Annotated in this window: 12 protein-coding genes; 9 read left to right on the top strand and 3 right to left on the bottom strand. The window is 74.0% G+C overall.

Going from position 1 to position 13,958, the window contains the following annotated elements; genetic code table 11:
* Positions 1-103 precede the first annotated feature (103 nt).
* The 8 genes from LADH09A_RS16490 to LADH09A_RS16455 are packed head-to-tail and all read left to right on the top strand — an operon-like array spanning position 104 to position 8,782.
* The gene (locus LADH09A_RS16490; RefSeq protein ID WP_372492290.1) at positions 104-1,792 is read left to right on the top strand and encodes an HAD-IIIA family hydrolase; all 1,689 of its coding nucleotides are present in this window, start codon (positions 104-106) and stop codon (positions 1,790-1,792) included.
* A complete protein-coding gene (locus LADH09A_RS16485) occupies positions 1,789-2,763 on the top strand; it encodes a glycosyltransferase (RefSeq protein ID WP_238646119.1) in 975 nt (324 codons plus the stop codon). The genes LADH09A_RS16490 and LADH09A_RS16485 overlap by 4 nt, the downstream gene beginning before the upstream one ends.
* Positions 2,748-3,965: a glycosyltransferase gene (locus LADH09A_RS16480; protein WP_238646117.1), complete on the top strand. Its 1,218-nt coding sequence runs from the start codon at positions 2,748-2,750 to the stop codon at positions 3,963-3,965. Before LADH09A_RS16485 ends, LADH09A_RS16480 begins: the two co-directional genes overlap by 16 nt.
* Positions 3,962-4,678, top strand: a complete 717-nt coding sequence (locus LADH09A_RS16475; protein ID WP_238646244.1) for a D-sedoheptulose-7-phosphate isomerase — start codon at positions 3,962-3,964, stop codon at positions 4,676-4,678. The genes LADH09A_RS16480 and LADH09A_RS16475 overlap by 4 nt, the downstream gene beginning before the upstream one ends.
* A gap of 16 nt (positions 4,679-4,694) precedes the next feature.
* Positions 4,695-6,167 (top strand): PfkB family carbohydrate kinase, encoded by a 1,473-nt coding sequence (locus tag LADH09A_RS16470; protein WP_238646115.1) that lies wholly within the window; start codon positions 4,695-4,697, stop codon positions 6,165-6,167.
* Positions 6,164-6,865 (top strand): SDR family oxidoreductase, encoded by a 702-nt coding sequence (locus LADH09A_RS16465; protein ID WP_099852115.1) that lies wholly within the window; start codon positions 6,164-6,166, stop codon positions 6,863-6,865. Before LADH09A_RS16470 ends, LADH09A_RS16465 begins: the two co-directional genes overlap by 4 nt.
* Positions 6,862-7,815, top strand: coding sequence for a glycosyltransferase family 9 protein (locus tag LADH09A_RS16460; RefSeq protein WP_238646114.1), 954 nt, complete (start codon positions 6,862-6,864; stop codon positions 7,813-7,815). Before LADH09A_RS16465 ends, LADH09A_RS16460 begins: the two co-directional genes overlap by 4 nt.
* On the top strand, positions 7,799-8,782 hold the full coding sequence (locus tag LADH09A_RS16455) for a DNA topoisomerase IB (RefSeq protein WP_238646113.1): 984 nt from the start codon (positions 7,799-7,801) through the stop codon (positions 8,780-8,782). Before LADH09A_RS16460 ends, LADH09A_RS16455 begins: the two co-directional genes overlap by 17 nt.
* 301 nt (positions 8,783-9,083) lie before the next feature.
* Here the strand turns inward: LADH09A_RS16455 and LADH09A_RS16450 are convergent, their stop codons facing one another.
* Entirely contained in the window at positions 9,084-9,845 is a 762-nt protein-coding gene (locus tag LADH09A_RS16450; protein WP_238646111.1) for a TetR/AcrR family transcriptional regulator, read from the bottom strand.
* An 82-nt stretch (positions 9,846-9,927) separates the two neighbouring features.
* Here LADH09A_RS16450 and LADH09A_RS16445 point away from each other — a divergent pair, with 82 nt between their 5' ends.
* A complete protein-coding gene (locus tag LADH09A_RS16445) occupies positions 9,928-11,517 on the top strand; it encodes an MFS transporter (protein ID WP_238646110.1) in 1,590 nt (529 codons plus the stop codon).
* A 144-nt stretch (positions 11,518-11,661) separates the two neighbouring features.
* Here LADH09A_RS16445 and LADH09A_RS16440 read toward each other — a convergent pair whose 3' ends face one another.
* Complete coding sequence (locus LADH09A_RS16440; protein ID WP_238646108.1) at positions 11,662-12,165, bottom strand: hypothetical protein; 504 nt, start codon at positions 12,163-12,165, stop codon at positions 11,662-11,664.
* A gap of 87 nt (positions 12,166-12,252) precedes the next feature.
* On the bottom strand, positions 12,253-13,884 hold the full coding sequence (locus tag LADH09A_RS16435) for a RecQ family ATP-dependent DNA helicase (RefSeq protein ID WP_238646107.1): 1,632 nt from the start codon (positions 13,882-13,884) through the stop codon (positions 12,253-12,255).
* Between the last annotated feature and the right edge of the window lie 74 nt (positions 13,885-13,958).

Below are 13,958 nucleotides of genomic sequence, written 5' to 3'. Positions count from 1 at the left end.
CTCCGGCGCGGCGGGTAAGGCCGACGCGGGGCACCGCCGACAGCGCTGGTCCACCCCCTCGACGGCGACGTTTACTCCTCGGGGCGCAGGGAACCCGCCGGCTGTGCGACAGGACCAGGAGGATCCGTATCAGCGCAGGTCAGCCACGGTTTACGCCGCTGCTGACCGCGCCCGTTCCGCCAGGTCCCGTCGCACTGTCGAAAGCCCCCGACCGGTCCTGTACGACGCGGTGCTGCTGGACCGTGACGGCACGCTGATCGAGGACGTCCCGTACAACGGTGACCCGGAGAAGGTGCGGCCGGTGCCGGGGGCGCGGGCGGCGCTGGACCGGCTACGGGCGGCCGGGCTGCGGCTGGCGGTCGTGACGAACCAGTCGGGCCTCGCCCGGGGCTACTTCACCGAAGAACAGATGCGGGCGGTGCACGCCCGCGTCGAGGAGCTGCTGGGTCGCTTCGACGCGTGGCTGGTCTGCCCGCACGACGACGAGGACCGCTGCGACTGCCGCAAGCCGGCGCCCGGCCTGGTGTACGCCGCCGCGCGGGAACTGGGCACGACCGCGTCCCGATGTGTGCTGGTGGGTGACATCGGCCGGGACGTCGCCGCCGCGCTCGCCGCCGGGGCGGCGGGGGTGCTGGTGCCGACGCCGGTGACCCGACCGGAGGAGATCGCGGCCGCCGGGTGGGTGGCCACCGATCTGCCGGCGGCGGTGGACGAGATCCTGCGCCGCCAACAGGCCGTGCGGCCGGCGGCCCGGACCGGTGACCCGGTGCGCACCGCACTGGTGGTCCGGTCGGACTCGGCCGGGGACGTGCTGGTCACCGGGCCGGCGATCCGCGCGGTCGCGGCCGGGGCGCAGCGGGTGGTGCTGCTGTGCGGGCCGCGTGGCCGCGCCGCCGCCGACCTGCTGCCCGGCGTCGACGAGATCATCGAGCACCCGCTGCCCTGGATCGACCCCACGCCGGGACCGGTCGACCCGGAGGCGGTGCGGAGTCTCACTGCCCGCCTGGGCGCGCTCGGCGCGGACGAGGCGGTGGTGTTCACCTCGTTCCACCAGTCCGCCCTGCCGCTGGCGCTGCTGCTGCGGATGGCGGGTGTCGGCCGGATAGCGGCGATCAGCGACGACTACCCGGGCTCGCTGCTGGACATCCGCCACCGGGTGCCGGTGGGCGTCCCGGAACCGGAACGTGCCCTCTCCCTCGCCGCCGCCGCCGGCCACCGGCTGCCCGACGGCGACGAACCCGTCCTCCGGCTCCGGCGCGACGCCGTGCCGCCGCGCCCGTCCGACCTCGGCGACCCGGGATACGTGGTGCTGCACCCCGGCTCGGCCGCGTCGAGCCGGGCCTGCCCACCCGAGGTGGCGACCCGGATCGCCGGGGCGCTGACCGCCGCCGGGCACCGGGTGCTGGTCACCGGCAGCTCCGACGAGCGGGACGTCACCGCCCGGGTGGCGGCGGCCGGCGGCACCGACCTGGGTGGGCGGACCGACCTGGCCGGGCTGGCCGGGATCGTGGCGGACGCCAGCGCGGTCGTGGTCGGCAACACCGGGCCCGCGCACCTGGCCGCCGCGGCCGGCGTGCCGGTGGTGAGTCTCTTCGCGCCGACCGTCCCGTTCGGTCAGTGGGGGCCCTACCGGGTGCCCACCGTCCGGCTCGGCGACGCCGCCGCGCCCTGCCGGGACACCCGGGCCGCCAGCTGCCCGGTCCCCGGGCACCCCTGCCTCAGCGGCATCGACCCGGACCAGGTGGTCGACGCGCTGCGGACGCTCGCCGTCAGTGGTGGTGGCGGCCGATGAACATCCTGCTCTGGCACGTGCACGGCTCGTGGACCACGTCGTTCGTGCACGGCGGCCATCGCTATCTGATCCCCACCACACCCGACCGCGGCCCCTACGGCCTCGGCCGGGCCCGCACCTACCCCTGGCCGGACAGCGCGGTCGAGGTCACCCCGGAGGATCTGCCGGGCGCCGACGTCGACCTGGTCATCCTGCAACGGCCGGAGGAGATCGACCGGGCCGAGGCGTGGCTGCGCCGCCGCCCCGGCCGCGACCTCCCCGCGATCTACGTCGAACACAACACCCCGAAGGGCGACGTGCCCAACACGCGCCACCCGATGGCGGACCGCGACGACCTGCTCATCGCCCACGTCACCGGGTTCAACCAGATCTTCTGGGACACCGGCGCCACCCGCACCACCGTCGTCGACCACGGCATCGTCGCCCCCAACGCCTCCTACACCGGCGAACTCGACCGGCTCGCCGTGGTGATCAACGAGCCGATCCGGCGAGGTCGGGTCACCGGTACTGACCTGCTGCCCCGGTTCGCCGAGATCGCGCCGCTGGACGTGTTCGGCATGGGCGTCGCCGGCCTGGCCGACCACCTCGGGCTGCCCGCCGACCGGCTCATCAGCCACGACGACGTGCCCCAGCACCGGATGCACGCCGAGCTGGCGCGGCGGCGCGCGTACCTGCACCTGTGCCGGTGGACCTCGCTCGGGCTCAGCCTCATCGAGGCGATGGCGATCGGTATGCCGGTCGTCGCGCTCGCCACCACCGAGGCGGTGACGGCGGTGCCGCCGGAGGCGGGAGCCCTCGCCACCCGGACGGACACCCTGCTCGACGCCGCCCGCCGGTTCATCACCGAACCGGCGACCGCGCGCCAGGCCGGCGCGGCGGCGCGAACCGCCGCACGCGACAGGTACGGCCTCGACCGTTTCCTCGCTGACTGGGACCGGCTGCTGGAGGAGGAAGTATGCGGATCGCGATGATCTCGGAGCACGCCAGCCCGCTCGCCGTCCTCGGAGGGGAGGACGCCGGCGGCCAGAACACGCACGTCGCGGAGCTGTCCGCCGCGCTCGCCGCCGCCGGGCACGAGGTACGGGTCTACACCCGCCGGGACGCGCCCGACCTGCCCGTGACCGTGCGAAGCCCGGACGGGTACGACGTGGTGCACGTGTCCGCCGGCCCGGCCGAGCCGGTGGCCAAGGACGCGTTGCTGCCGCACATGCGGGAGTTCAGTGCCTGGCTGATCGAGCGGTGGCGGGGCGGGGACTGGGTGCCCGAGGTGATCCACGCGCACTTCTGGATGAGTGGCCTGGCGGCGCTGACCGCCGGCCGGCAGACCGGGGTGCCGGTGGTGCAGACGTTCCACGCGCTGGGCACGGTGAAGCGCCGCTACCAGGGTGTGCAGGACACCAGCCCGGCCCGCCGGGTGTCCTACGAGCGCGAGCTGGGCCGCTCGGTGGACCGGATCGTCGCGCAGTGCCGCGACGAGGTGGGCGAACTGGTCCGGATGGGCGTGCCCCGGTCCCGGATGACCGTCGTGCCCTCCGGGGTCAACCTCGCCACGTTCGCCCCGCTCGGGCCGGCCGCCGAGCGCGAGCCGGGTCGGGCCCGGATCCTGACCGTGGGCCGACTGGTCGAACGCAAGGGCTTCCAGACCGTGGTTCGTGCGATGGCCCTGGTCCCGGACGCGGAGTGCCTGGTGGTCGGCGGCCCGCCCGAAGGGCTGCTGGAGACCGACCCGTACGCCCGGCGGCTGCGGGCACTGGCCGAGTCGTGCGGGGTGGCCGACCGGGTGCACCTGGTCGGCGCGGTGCCCCGGGAGGAGATGGGCCGCTGGTACCGCTCGGCGGACCTGCTGGTCGCCGCGCCCTGGTACGAGCCCTTCGGGTTGACCCCGCTGGAGGCGATGGCCTGTGGCGTTCCGGTCGTCGGCACCGCCGTCGGCGGCATCCGGGACACCGTGGTCGACGGGACGACCGGTGACCTCGTGCCGGCGCGCGACCCGCAGGCGCTGGCCGCCGCGATCCAGGGGCTGCTCGACGACCGGATCAGGCGCTTCGCGTACGCGACGGCGGCGCGCGAGCGGGCCCGGGTGCGGTACTCGTGGGCGGCCACCGCCGAGCGGCTGGTCGAGGTCTACAGCGAGGTGGCCGCCGTGCGCCGTCCGACCCGGGTGGTGGCCTGATGCCGACGGGAAGCCTGCTCGACACCCATCTGACGAACCTCGCCGCGGCACTGGTGTCGTACCGGGGCTGTGAGTCGCAGTTGGCCCGCTGGGGTGCGGACCTGGCCCACCGGCTGGCCGCCGGGGGTCGTCTGCTGGTCGCCGGCAACGGCGGCAGTGCCGCCGAGGCCCAGCACCTCACCGCCGAGCTGGTCGGCAAGCTCCACCACGACCGGCAGCCGCTGTCCGCGATCGCGCTGCACGCCGAGACGAGCGCGCTCACCGCCATCGCCAACGACTACGGCTACACCGACGTCTACGCCCGCCAGGTGCGCGCACACGGCCGTCCCGGTGACGTCCTGCTGCTGCTGAGCACCAGCGGCACCAGCGCCAACCTGGTCACCGCGGCGCGGGCCGCCCGGGAGGTCGGCCTTACCAGCTGGGCGCTCACCGGGGCGGCCCCCAATCCCCTCGCCGACGCCTGCGACGAGGTGCTGGCTGTCGCGTCCCCCGACACCCAGGTCGTCCAGGAGCTGCACCTCGTGACCAGCCATCTGCTCTGCGAGTACCTCGAACAGGAACTGCCCGCCGCCCTGGCCGCGTCCGCCGACCCGGTGGCCGTCCACGGCGACCCGGGGGAGCCCGCGTCGGCGGGCCGGGTCCCGGCCCGGTCGGTGCGCGCCGGGGTCGACGTGGTGCTCGACGGTGGGACCGGACAGCAGGTCGACGCGTGAGGATGAGGAGGCAAGCGTGAGAGGACCCGTGGTGGTGCTCGGCGACACCCTGCTCGACCGGGACGTGGAAGGGGTGGTGAACCGGCTCTGCCCGGACTCACCGGTGCCGGTGCTCGACGAGACCGTGGCCACCGACCGACCCGGTGGCGCCGGCCTGGCGGCGGTGTTCGCCGCCGCGCAGGGCGCCGAGGTGGTGCTGGTGACCGCGCTCGCCGACGACGCCGGCGGGGCCCGACTGAGCGCGCTGCTCGCCGCCGCGGGCGTGCAGGTGTATCCCCTGGCCCTCTCCGGTGCGACGCCGGAGAAGATCCGGCTTCGGGCTCGGGGCCGGGTGCTGCTGCGCCACGACCGCGGCGGCGCGTCCGGGGAGCCGGGCCAGCCCTCCGACGAGGTGCTGCGGGTGATCGCCGGGGCGTCGGCGGTGCTGGTCAGCGACTACGGGCGGGGGGTGGCCCGGCAACCCGCGCTGCGTGACGCGTTGGCCGCGACCCGCGCGCCGGTGGTGTGGGATCCCCATCCGCGCGGCCCGGCGGCGGTGCCCGGCGTCCACCTGGCCACCCCGAACGAGTCGGAGGTGCGCGAGCTGGTTCCCGCACTGCCCGGCGCCTCCCGGCTGGCCACCGCGTCCCGCGGTGCGCAGGGGCTCCGGCGGCGCTGGCGGGCCGGCGCGGTCGCGGTGACGCTGGGCGGTGACGGCGCACTGCTCTGCCACGCCGGGTCGACGCCGCTGGTGGTGCCGACCCCCGGCAGCGCCGAGGGGGACACCTGCGGCGCCGGGGACCGCTTCGCGGCCGCCGCCAGCCTCGCGTTGGCTCAGGGCGCCCTGGTCTCCGAGGCGGTGCAGGTGGCGGTCGCCGAGGCGTCCCGGTTCGTGGCGGGTGGAGGAGTGGCCGCGGCGCTTCCGGCGGCGAACGCGAGGAGGGAGTCCGGGTTGCGATCCCCGCAGGCACCAACGAGGGTCGGCCGCACGAACGCCGGCGTGGTCAGCCCGGTTGCCGACCGGGTCGGAGTCGCGGCGGTCGCCGCGCTCCTGGGTGAGGTACGGGCCGCAGGCGGCACGGTGGTGGCGACCGGTGGTTGCTTCGACCTGCTGCACGCCGGGCACGTGGCCACCCTGGAGGCTGCCCGGCAGCTCGGCGACTGCCTGATCGTCTGCCTGAACTCCGACGCCAGCGTGACCGGGTTGAAGGGGCCGGAGCGGCCGGTGATGTCCGAGGGTGACCGCAGTCGGCTGCTGGCCGCTCTGAGCTGTGTCGACGCGGTCCTCGTCTTCGACGAGCCGACCCCGGACGCGGCGTTGTCCTGGATACGACCGGACGTCTGGGTCAAGGGCGGCGACTACGCCACCGGCGGTGGGGACACCGCAGCCACCCTGCCGGAGGCGGAGGTCCTGCGCAGGTGGGGCGGGAACACGGTCGTGGTGCCCTACCTGGACGGTCGTTCCACCACCGACATGATCGTCCGTACGCTCGCGGAGCGGGTCCGATGACCGCCACGCGGCCCGGAGCCGGGCCCACCGTCCTGGTCACCGGTGGCGCCAGCGGGCTCGGCGCGGCGGTGGTCGCGGCGGTGGCCGCCTCCGGTGGCCGACCGATCGTGCTCGACCGGCAGCCGCCGGCCGACGGGGTGTCCTGGACCGAGTGCGACCTGGCCGACACGCGGGCCGCCGAGGTGGCCACCCAGCACCTCGCCGAGCAGGCCGGCGGGCTGGACGCGGTGGTCACCGCGGCCGGCACGGACGTGCCGGGTCGACTCGCCGACGTGCCGGGGGAGACCTGGGACCGGATCGTCGCGGTGGACCTGCTGGCCACTGCCGCGGTGATCCGGGCGGCGCTGCCGTTCCTGCTGACGTCTCGGGGGCGCATCGTCACGGTCGCCTCCACGCTGGGCGTCAAGGCGGTCAGTGACGCCACCGCGTACTGCGCGGCCAAGTTTGGCGTGGTCGGCTTCACCCGTGCCCTCGCCGCCGAGCTCGCCGGGCAGGTCGGTGTCACCCTGCTGATCCCGGGCGGGATGCGCACCGCGTTCTTCGACGAGCGCGACCCGCAGTACAAGCCGGGGCCGGACGCGATCCTCAACGATCCCGCCGACACCGCCGCCGCCGTCATGTTCGCCCTCAACCAGCCGCCCGGCTGCGCGGTTCGCGAGCTGGTGGTCTGCGCCGAGCAGGAGACGTCGTACCCGTGATCCTCGTGCTGCGCGCCCTCGGCGTCGGCGACCTGGTCACCGCGGTGCCCGTGTTGCGGGCGCTGCGGGCCGCGTACCCGTCCCGGGAGTTGGCGCTCGCCGCTCCCGCCTGGTTGGCCCCGCTGGTCGATCTGGTCGGTGGCGTCGACCGGCTGGTGGACACGGCCGGGCTGGACCGGCCCGTCCGGGTCACGGCGGCCCCGCAGGTCGCGGTCAACCTGCACGGGCGCGGCCCGCAGTCGCACCGGTTGCTCGCGGCCACCCGGCCCGGCCGGCTGCTCGCCTTCGCCAATCCGGAGGCCGGCCACACCGACGGTCCGCGGTGGTCCGCCGACGAACACGAGGTGGACCGGTGGTGCCGGCTGCTGTCCTGGTACGACATCACGGCCGACCGATCCGATCTCGACCTGCGTCGGCCCGGGGTGGCCGGGTCGCCCACGGGTGTCACCGTGCTGCATCCGGGCAGCAAGGTTCCCGCCAAGCGGTGGCCCGCCGAGCGGTTCGCCGCGCTGGCCAGGGCGCTCACCGAGCAGGGGCACCGGGTGCTGCTCACCGGCTCGGCCGACGAGCGGGCGCTGGCCGAACGGGTGGCCGAGGCGGCCGGCCTGCCGCCCGACGCCGTGCTGGCCGGCCGGACCGACCTCGGCGCGCTCGCCGCGCTGGTGGCGCACGCCCGGTTGGTGGTCAGCGGGGACACCGGGGTCGCCCACCTGGCCACCGCGTACGGCACCGCGTCGGTCGTCCTCTTCGGGCCGGTGCCTCCGACGTGGTGGGGGCCGCCTCCGGACCGGCCCCGGCACCGGGTGCTCTGGGCCGGCGAGGGAGATTGGCCCAGGTGGGACGGGGTAGGAAGCCACCCGACGATGGCCGCCCTGCGTCTCGACGAGGTGCTGGCCGCCGTGGCTGAGGTGGAAAGGCTGGTGCGTGTCTCCGGTGCGGTTGCGGCGTAGCGACCCGGGTCGACCGGGGTACGGGCGGCGTCGGCGCGGGCGGGGCTGGCTCTTCGTCGACCCGTCCGGCGATCCGGTCCGGGACCCGGAGGTGCTGACCCGGCTGAAGGAACTGGTCATCCCCCCGGCCTGGCAGAACGTCTGGATCTCGCCGCACGCGAACGGGCACATCCAGGCGATCGGGATCGACGCGGCGGGGCGCAAGCAGTACGTCTACCACCCCCGGTGGCGGGAGAAGCAGGACGAGGCGAAGTTCGACCACATGCTGGAGGTGGCACGCCGGCTGCCGGTGCTGCGCGAGCGGGTGGGGCGTGACCTGGACGGCCGGGGGCTGGGCCGGGACCGGGTGCTGGCGACGGTGGCCCGGCTGCTGGACATGGGGATGTTCCGGGTCGGCAGCGACCAGTACGCGGCCGGTGACGACCCGACGTACGGGGTGTCCACCCTGCGCCCCGAGCATGCCCGCTCCCGGAAAGGTTGCGTGGTCTTCGTGTTTCCGGCGAAGGGTGGCATCGAGCAGGTGCGCCGGATCGAGGACCCGGAGTTGTGCCAGGTGCTGGTCAATCTGCGCCGTCGTCGGCGGTGGGCGGACCGGCTGTTCGGCTACTGGGACGGCCGGGAGTGGCGCGACGTGCGCAGCGACGAGGTCAACGGCTACCTGCGGGACGCCAGTGGCGGGGAGATGACCGCCAAGGACTTCCGCACCTGGCACGCCACAGTGCTCGCCGCCACCGAGTTGGCCACCGCAGGCCCGGCCCGCTCGGTCACCGCCCGCCGAAAGGCGGTGGTCGCGGTGATGCGTGAGGTGGCCGAGCTGCTGGGCAACACCCCGACGGTGGCGCGGACGTCCTACGTGGATCCGCGGGTCGTGGACCTCTACCACGACGGGGTGGTGGCGTCGGTCGATCCGCGGGCGCCACGCGAGGAGGCCGAGCGGGTCGTCCTGGAGTTGCTGGAGAAGACCTGACCGGCCCCGCCGACGATCCTGGGGGGAAGTGGCGGGACCGGGGCCTCAGGCGTGACGGGGTGCACCGGGCGGCCGCCCGCCGCTGTCGCGGCGGGCGCCGCGCCACGGCCCCCGTTGGCGGCCCACCAAGCATCGGTGGGCGCGCTGGTGTCAGTCTGCCGGCAGTCGGTTGACCATTGATGCCGGCCGGTTGACGATCCGTGCCGGATGCGAGCCGCCGTCGCGATGGTCCTGCGGGCTCACCCCGTACGCCGCCCGGAACCCCCGGCTGACGTGGGCCCGGTCGGAGAACCCGGTGCCCTCAGGCCGCTCGTCTGCGGACCAGGGCCTCGATGCCGTCGAGGATCCGGTCCAGGCCGAAGGCGAACTCGTCGTCGGGGTCGTCGTCCTGGCTGAGCACGCCGGCGGTCAGCACCCGGTGCAGGGCCGGGAAGCGGGCCGGGTCGATGAGGCGGGCCACCGTCCGACCGTATGCCGGCATCATCTCGCTGGGCTCGACGCCGGCCGCCCTGCCGCCCTCGGCGACCTGCGACGTGAGGGTGGCCTCGTTGCGGACGTACCCGGTGAGCAGCAGCAGCACGGACATCTTCTCGCCCTCGCCGAGGGCGGTGCCGTCGAGGCAGCGCAGCCCGTCCTCCATCCAGCCGAGCTGCTGCGGGGTGATCGGCGGGCCGGTGATCGGCACGTGCAGCAGCCAGCCGCGGTGCCGCAGCACCTCGTGCTCGGCCCAGGCCCACCGGGTCAGGCCGGCGCGCCAGTCGGTGTCCGGTGGGGGCGGCCCGGGTGACGGGCCGTAGCCGGTGTCCACCATGAGCATCAGCAGCTCGTCCTTCGAGCCGACGTAGCGGTAGAGGGCCATGGTGGCGGCGCCCAGCTCCTTGGCGACCCGGCTCATGGAGACGGCTGCCAGCCCGTCGGCGTCGGCCACCCGTACGGCGGTGTCCACGATGGCGGGCACGCTCATGCCCGGCCGGGGGCCCTTGGGTGGTCGTTCCCGCAGCCCCCAGGCGCTCTCGATGGCTGCCGGGATCGTTGGCCCGCTGTCGTCTGTCTGTGCCGCCACATTTCCTCCTTGCCTCGCCATCCTAGTTCTGCGTATGGTCTACGCATAACAGCGTACGACATACGCAGAAAGGAAGCTGATCATGACGACGACCAGACCGGCACCGCGGGCGGGCCGACGGGAGTGGATCGGGTTCACGGTGCTGATGCTGCCGCTGCTCCTGGTCTCCATGGACGTGTCGGTGCTCTACTTCGCCGTCCCGTTCATCAGCGAAGAGCTCAGTCCCACCGCCACCCAACAGCTCTGGATCTTCGACATCTACGGCTTCGTGCTGGCCGGGCTGCTCATCACCATGGGTGCCCTGGGCGACCGGATCGGCCGCCGTCGGCTCCTGCTGATCGGGGCCGCCGCGTTCGGGGCGGCGTCGCTGCTGGCCGCGTACGCCGACAGCGCCGCGACGCTGATCGCCGCACGTGCCGTCCTCGGCATCGGTGGGGCCACCCTGATGCCGTCCACGCTCGCGCTGGTGCGCAACCTGTTCCACGACGCCAAGCAGCGGGGCGCCGCCATCGGCATCTGGACGGCCACGCTCACCGGCGGCATCGCGCTCGGCCCGGTGCTCAGCGGCATCCTGCTGGAGCACTTCTGGTGGGGCTCGATCTTCCTGATCAACATCCCGGCGATGCTGATGCTGCTCCTGCTCGCCCCGCTCCTGGTGCCGGAGTCGCGCAACCCGACGACCGGGCGGTTCGACCTGTTCAGCGCCGCCCTGTCCCTCGGCGCGCTGCTGCCGGTGATCTACGGCATCAAGGAGATGGCCCGCGAGGGCCTCAGCCCGGCGCGGGTGCTCGCCATCGTCGCCGGCCTGCTGATGGGCGCGCTGTTCCTGCACCGACAGCACACCCGGGCGTACCCGATGATCGACCTCGCGTTGTTCCGTCGCCGCGGCTTCGCCGGGTCGCTCGCGGTCAACCTGCTGGCGATGTTCGCGCTGGTCGGCTTCGCCATCTTCACCACCCAGCACCTCCAGTTGGTGCTCGGCCTGAGCCCGCTGCGCGCGGCGCTGTGGAGCCTGGTGCCGTCCCTCGCGGTGGGCGGTGTGGCGCCGGCCGCCGCCGCGCTCGCCCAGCGCGTCGAGCGGGCGTACCTGATCGGAGCGGGGTTCGGGATCGCGGTGCTCGGCTTCGCGGTGCTGACCCGCGTCACGCCGGAGTCGCCGCTGTGGCTGCTGCTCGTCGGTGCCAGTGTCTACGCCGGTGGTCTGGTGATGGTGATGTCGCTCGTCACCGAGCTGGTCCTCGGCGCGGCGCCGCCCGAGCAGGCCGGAGTCGCGTCCGCGCTGACCGAGTCCAGCAGTGAGCTGGGCGGCGCGCTCGGAATGGCGATCCTCGGCAGCGTGGGTGCGGCGGTCTACCGGCGCGAGACCCTCGACGGCCTGCCGGCCGGGTTGCCCGCCGACAGCGTCGACGCCGCCCGGGAGACCCTGGGGGGAGCGCTCGCGGTGGCCCAGGCGTTGCCGGCGGACCTGGCCGACACGGTGCTGCACGCCGCCCGGGTCGCGTTCACCGACGGCTTGCACCTCGCGGCGGTCGCCGCCATGGTGGCGATGGTGCTGGGCGCGGTCACCGCGCTGGTCGCGCTGCGCGGCGTCCGGCCGGCCGACGCGGCCACGACCGAGGCGCTGCCGGGCGACCCGGAGCCGACCTCGCGCCCGGCGCCGGCCAAGGCGTAGGAGCCTGGATGATCGACTCGGTTTCCCGGAAGTCGGGGCGTCCCAGACGTGGGGATGCCACGGTTTCCAGGAAACCGAGTCGATCAACGTTGCGCACCGCTTCCACCCGGCGGTAGCGCCGGTTGCGCCACCTGCGGGGGCGCGTCAGTCGATGAGCACGTGCGCGAGTCGGTCGCGGAAGCGCCGCTCGGAGTCGCTGACGGACTCGCCCCCGATGCCCAGCAGCCCACCGCTGGAGGCGGCGCCCACCACCTGCTCGGCGATCTTCACGAGCCAGTGCTTGTACGCGCCGGCCTCACCCTCGTCGACGCGGGCGGCCAGCAGCGCGGAGGCCTCACCGGCGCGCAGCAGCACGTCGTCGATGTACGCCCGAGGGTCGGCGGGCGCGATGACCGGCAGCTCCTCACCGGTCTCCGGGTCACCGACCCGGGTGACGATCTCGCCGGCGACGGCTGTGACCAGCGGGCTGGCCGACTCCCGGCCGGCGGCGATGGTCTCCAGGCCGGCCGCGGTCTCCGCCATCGTCCGGCGGGTGCCGTCGGACTCGGCGGCGCTCGCCGCGGTCAGAACCGACTGCGGCAGGCCGACCAGCAACCCCCACTCCCCGTCGGAGAAACCGAAACCGGTGTACGCCGGTTGCTCGATCACGGCAATGCCCCTTCCGCCCTGCTCTGTTTGGTCACTCGGTGCTGCGCTTGTCGATCCACCGGGCCCGACACCGGCGCCCGGGTCAGGCTAGTCCAGGGTCAACAGGCCCTGTTCGGACACCACGCGCACCGACAAGGTCTTGTACCCGACCTCATCGAAGAGAACCGTCATCTTGTCCTCCTCGTACGAGAGCACCATGCCGCGTCCCCACTCCGGGTGACGCACCTGGCTGTGCACCGGGAACGGCCCGACGGCACCCTGGTCGGCCACGCTGGTGCCGTTGTGGCAGTTGTCGCAGTGGCCACAGACCTGCGTCATCTGCTCGCCGAAGTAGGCCAGCAGGGTCTGCCCCCGGCAGGCGGTGGTCTCGGCGAAGGCCCGCATCATGTCGGTGCGGGACCGGGTCACCGTCTGCTGACGCTCCGCCTCGGCCAGCGCCGCCGCGGCGGCGTCCACCGGGGCGGGGGAGTAGCGGGGGGCGCCGATGCGCTGCCGTGCCCGCGGCTCCGCGGCGCCGATCTGCTCCAGCAGCGAGAGGTACTGGCCCAGCTTGCGCGGCCCGAGGCCGGTGGTCTCGCGCAGCTCGGTCTTGGTGGCCGGCTTGCGGCGCAGCAACGCGGCCAGGTCGCGCAGTTCGTCGACGTCGGGCAGGCCCCCGCTGAAGAACCGTTGCAGACCCACGTCCTCGGCCTGCCAGAGCAGCAGCACCCGGGCCGGTTGCCCGTCGCGACCGGCCCGACCGATCTCCTGGAAGTAGCTGTCCGGCGAGTCGGGCAGCGCCATGTGCACCACCCAGGCGATGTTCGGCTTGTCGATGCCCATGCCGAACGCCGAGGTCGCCACCATGATCGGAACCTGGTCGGCGAGGAAGGCCTCGTGCAGTTCGTGGCGCGCGCCGGCGGCCATTCCACCGTGGTAGAACTGCGCCGGGAAGCCGGCGTCGGTCAACCGGGTGGCCAACTCCTCGGCGGCGCGGCGGGTCGGCACGTAGATGATCCCCGGCCGCTCGTCGTCGCGCAGCAGCGCGACCAGCCGTCGCCACCGGTAGTCCTCGGTCGGGCAGTGCGCGACCTCGAGGAACAGGTTCGACCGGTCCAGCCCGGAGACCACCACCTCCGGGTCGCGCAGCCGCAGTCGGGCGATGATGTCGTCGCGTACCGGAGGGGAGGCGGTGGCGGTCAACGCGACCACCGGCGGCCGACCGATGCCGTCGATGAGGTGCCCGAGCGCCAGGTAGTCGGGGCGGAAGTCGTGCCCCCACGCGGAGATGCAGTGCGCCTCGTCGATCGCCACCAGCGCCGGCTTCAGATCGGCGACCTCGGCCATCCGGTCCGGGTTGCTGAGCTGCTCCGGGGTGATGAACAGGAACTCCGCCCGGCCTTCGCGGATCTCGGTGATCGCCTCGGCCTGCTGGGTGGGCGACTCGTTCGAGCTGATCCGCACCGCCCGCAGCTCCGGGCGTTGCCGCTCGTTGAGGGAGGCGATCTGGTCCTGCTGAAGGGCCAGCAGTGGAGAGATCACCACGGTGGGGCCGGGGATCAGACTGGCCGGGATCTGGTAGATGGCCGACTTGCCGGCGCCGGTGGGCAACACCACCAGGGCGTCACGTCGCTTCATGACCGCGCGCATGGCGGCCAACTGGTTGGGCCGCAGCGCCTTCCAGCCGAAAAGGCTGCGGGCGGCGCGGCGCAACGTCATCGAGTGCGTGGACAGTTTCATCGAGGGCCGGAGGTACCCGAGCCCATGACCGCCGAAACGCATCCCGGACGATCATGGGCTCGTCTGATCCAAAG

The sequence above is a fragment of the Micromonospora cabrerizensis genome (genome assembly GCF_022230955.1).
Taxonomy (GTDB): domain Bacteria; phylum Actinomycetota; class Actinomycetes; order Mycobacteriales; family Micromonosporaceae; genus Micromonospora; species Micromonospora cabrerizensis.
The sequence above is the reverse complement of the archived record's forward strand: the minus strand, read 5'-3'. Positions and strand labels throughout refer to the sequence as shown.

Excerpts from the sequence above, each read along its gene's own strand:
- LADH09A_RS16485 (WP_238646119.1), top strand. The coding sequence starts at position 1,789 with ATGAACATCCTGCTCTGGCACGTGCACGGCTCGTGGACCACGTCGTTC.
- LADH09A_RS16435 (WP_238646107.1), bottom strand. The coding sequence starts at position 13,884 with ATGAAACTGTCCACGCACTCGATGACGTTGCGCCGCGCCGCCCGCAGC.
- LADH09A_RS16445 (WP_238646110.1), top strand. The coding sequence starts at position 9,928 with ATGACGACGACCAGACCGGCACCGCGGGCGGGCCGACGGGAGTGGATC.
- LADH09A_RS16465 (WP_099852115.1), top strand. The coding sequence starts at position 6,164 with ATGACCGCCACGCGGCCCGGAGCCGGGCCCACCGTCCTGGTCACCGGT.
- LADH09A_RS16480 (WP_238646117.1), top strand. The coding sequence starts at position 2,748 with ATGCGGATCGCGATGATCTCGGAGCACGCCAGCCCGCTCGCCGTCCTC.